Consider the following 3,034-nt stretch of genomic DNA (forward strand, 5'->3'; position numbering starts at 1 on the left):
GGCCACGCGGGTGCCCCGCCAGACGCCCGCCAACCCCCGCAGAGGGCGAGTCGGCACGGGCCAGGGCCGCTCCACCTCCCGCCCCGGTCCGGCCGCCGCATGCCGGTCCGACGGACTCGGTCGGCCGGACCGGCACCGCCACTGCCCGATCCCGGGCTTCGCGGAGGGTTTCGCTCAGGCGCCCACCAGGGGCGAGCCCGACGGTGTGCGCAGCGGGCGGGCCAGTTCGGACAGGGCTCGTTCCAGGCCGTGCAGATGGGCCAGGGCCGGTTCCGCGTGGGGCGGCCCGTCCGCGTGGACCGCGATGTCCCTGCCCTCGGTGAGGGCCTCGACGGCGGCCTCCACCCTCCCTCAGGCCACGGCCAGACGGGCGTCGTGGGAGGCCTCCGGGTCGGCGGCGACGGCGACCAGGCCGCGGACCTCCCGGGCGCAGTCGTCGAGCAGGGCGAGTACGTGCCGGGCCCGCCGTTTGCGGCCGAGCATCGGGTTCAGCGGGTGCACGAGCGGGGCGACCGAGAGCCGTACCCGGGCGAGGAGCTGCTCCAGCTCCGCCACCCGCGGGGCGGGGTCGGCGCCCGCCGCACCCGCCAGGCGCCTGGCGGTCTCGACGGCGCAGGCGTGCACGCAGCCCAGGGCCCGCCGGATCCAGGCGTCGGTGATGCTGTGGGTGGTGACGGGCAGAACGAGGATCACGGCCAAGGCGGCGCCGAGCGCCCCGACGCCGGTCTCGGCAAGCCGCAGGGCGAGCAGGCCTGGGCCGAGCACGCCGAGGAGGCCGTAGAGCAGGCCGGCGAGGAGGGTGACCCAGAGCATCATCCAGGTGTAGGACACGGCGGCCGTGTAGAAGATGCCGAAGACGCAGACGGCGGCGAGGGCGGCCGTGACGGCGGGGTCGCCGTGCACGGGTACCGCCACGAGCAGGCCGAGGGCGATGCCGATGACCGTGCCGAGCAGCCGTCGGAAGCCGCGGACCAGGGTCTCGCCGCGCGAGGTCGTGTTGACGAAGATCCACCAGGTGGCGCCGACGGCCCAGTACCAGCGCTGCCCGGACACCAGCTGGCCCACGACGAGGGCGAAGCCCGCCCCGGCGGTGGCCTGGATCGCCTGCCGGGTGGTCACCCGGGCCAGGCCGGTGCCGCCCGGCTGTGCGGGCACGGCGGGCGGCGGCAGGCGGCGCTCGTAGCACCACAGGCCGAAGCGCACCGCGGCGGCGGCGAGGACGGACAGCAGGACCGCGACGTACAGCTGGGGCAGCTGGTCGGTGGTGGCGTGCAGGAACTGCGCCACGAAGAAGGTCATGAACGCGAACACGCCGAGGCTGTGCCCGCGCGGTCCCCAGCGGCGCGCGTACACGCCCGCGGCGACCACGACGAGGAAGGTGAGGTCGCGGGCCACCGGGTGGTCGTGCAGCTCGGCCGCGGCGGTGAGCACGGGCAGGCCGACGGCGGGCAGCAGCGCGGTCGTGACCGCCTGGCCTCGGACCGTGGCGTCGGTGACGGTGAACAGGGCGAGCAGGGCGGCGAGACCACCGGTGACGGCACCCGCGAGGGAATGCCCGGTAAGGCCGCACAGGGCGACCGCGAGCGCGATGCCGAGCACGGCCCGCGCGCCGAACCGCAACCTCGTCCGCCCCGGATCCGGGGCCATGAACACCCTCTTCAGCACCGCTTACCGCCCCTCTCGCAACATTGGTCATGAGTACGCATGCAAAAGGCGCCGCGGGGTCCGCAGCGCCATCGACGTACCCATATCAGCATCCCGGAGGCCACTGGCTCAACCGGCTCCTTCTAGACTGTGCCATTGGTGCAGCCGACGGGGCCGGGGGACGGCCGTGGCAGAGCCAACGGACGAGGAGGACGCGTCATGCCCGTGGACGAGCTCGACACCCGCATCCTGCGTTTGCTGCTGGAGCAGCCGCGGACGAGTGTGCGCGAGTACGCCCGGATCCTCGGCGTCGCCCGGGGCACCCTTCAGGCCCGGCTCGACCGGCTGGAGCGCGACGGCGTGATCACCGGCACGGCCCCGGCCCTCTCCCCCGCCGCGCTCGGGCATCCGGTCCTGGCGTTCGTGCACATCGAGGTCACCCAGGGACATCTCGACGAGGTGGGTGACGCGCTGGCGGCGGTGCCGGAGATCGTGGAGGCGTTCTCGATCACGGGGGGCGGGGATCTGCTGGCCCGGGTGGTGGCGCGGGACAACGCACACCTGGAGGACGTCGTCCAGAAGCTGATCAGCATGCCCGGGGTGGTGCGCACCCGTACGGAGGTCGCCCTGCGCGAGCGCGTCTCGCACCGGATGCTGCCGCTGGTGGAGTCGATCGGACGGTCGGCCCGCGGATGATCTTTGAGAGCATGACCCCATGAGCGCGCTCCATGGAATATCGGTCATCTTCGATCTCGACGGAACTCTCGTGGACAGCGAGCCGACCTACTACGAGGCGGGCCGGCAGACCCTGGCCGCGTACGGCGTCCTGGACTTCTCCTGGGCGGACCACGAGCGATACGTCGGCATCAGCACGCAGGAGACGGTCACGGACTGGAAGGACCGCTACGGCCTGCCCGCCTCGGTGGACGAATTGCTCGCCGCCAAGAACCGCCGCTACCTGGAGCTGGCCCGCGGCGCCACGCGCGCCTACCCGGAGATGCGCTCGTTCGTCGAACTGCTGGCGGCCGAGGGCGTCCCCATGGCCGTGGCCTCGGGCTCCTCCCCGAAGGCCATCGCCGCGGTCCTGACCGGAACCGGACTGGACGCGCACCTGCACACCGTGGTCTCCGCCGACGAGGTCGCGCACGGCAAACCGGCTCCGGACGTCTTCCTGGAGGCGGCGCGCAGGCTCGGCGCGGACCCGTCCGACTGCGTCGTACTGGAGGACGCGGCCCCGGGGGCCGCCGCCGCGCACGCGGCCGGCATGCGGTGCATCGCGATCCCGTACCTCCCGGCGCAGGCGGACGCACCGGAGTTCGCCACCGCGGGGCTGCTCCTGCCGGGCGGCCAGGGGGAGTTCTCGGCTCGGTCCGCGTCCGACTGGCTCGTG

At 73.8% G+C, this 3,034-nt stretch carries 2 protein-coding genes and 1 pseudogene; 2 read left to right on the forward strand and 1 reads right to left on the reverse strand.

Annotation, left to right across the window (positions count from 1 at the left end; genetic code table 11):
- Positions 1-174 precede the first annotated feature (174 nt).
- A pseudogene (locus tag ABZ281_RS44170) lies at positions 175-1,665 on the reverse strand (FUSC family protein).
- 198 nt (positions 1,666-1,863) lie between these two features.
- Between ABZ281_RS44170 and ABZ281_RS44175 the strand changes: the two are divergent.
- Both ABZ281_RS44175 and ABZ281_RS44180 read left to right on the forward strand, forming a co-directional pair.
- Positions 1,864-2,340: an Lrp/AsnC family transcriptional regulator gene (locus tag ABZ281_RS44175; RefSeq protein ID WP_031111300.1), complete on the forward strand. Its 477-nt coding sequence runs from the start codon at positions 1,864-1,866 to the stop codon at positions 2,338-2,340.
- 19 nt (positions 2,341-2,359) lie between these two features.
- Positions 2,360-3,034 (forward strand): HAD family phosphatase (locus ABZ281_RS44180; RefSeq protein ID WP_356663891.1); only part of this gene is annotated, 675 nt, incomplete at its 3' end.

Source organism: Streptomyces sp. NPDC006265 (genome assembly GCF_040613555.1).
Classification (GTDB): Bacteria; Actinomycetota; Actinomycetes; order Streptomycetales; family Streptomycetaceae; genus Streptomyces.